The organism is Thiomicrorhabdus cannonii, from assembly GCF_013391695.1.
Lineage (GTDB): Bacteria > Pseudomonadota > Gammaproteobacteria > Thiomicrospirales > Thiomicrospiraceae > Thiomicrorhabdus > Thiomicrorhabdus cannonii.
In genome coordinates this window covers 1-436 of the sequence record NZ_JACBGH010000033.1, presented here as the reverse complement: position 1 = coordinate 436, position 436 = coordinate 1, and the positions used below count along the sequence as shown (strand labels likewise).

The following is a 436-nucleotide window of genomic DNA, read 5'->3' as shown; positions in this document are numbered from 1 at the left end:
CGCCTGATGAATGCTCATCCGGAGTTCCGTATGGCAATGAAAGACGGTGAGCTGGTGATATGGGATAGTGTTCACCCTTGTTACACCGTTTTCCATGAGCAAACTGAAACGTTTTCATCGCTCTGGAGTGAATACCACGACGATTTCCGGCAGTTTCTACACATATATTCGCAAGATGTGGCGTGTTACGGTGAAAACCTGGCCTATTTCCCTAAAGGGTTTATTGAGAATATGTTTTTCGTCTCAGCCAATCCCTGGGTGAGTTTCACCAGTTTTGATTTAAACGTGGCCAATATGGACAACTTCTTCGCCCCCGTTTTCACTATGGGCAAATATTATACGCAAGGCGACAAGGTGCTGATGCCGCTGGCGATTCAGGTTCATCATGCCGTTTGTGATGGCTTCCATGTCGGCAGAATGCTTAATGAATTACAAC

1 protein-coding gene is annotated in these 436 nt (G+C 46.1%); it reads left to right on the top strand.

All coding sequences use genetic code 11. The features are described from left to right. Nucleotides 1-436 (top strand): CatA-like O-acetyltransferase (locus tag HZ297_RS12220; RefSeq protein WP_246262016.1); only part of this gene is annotated, 436 nt, incomplete at both ends.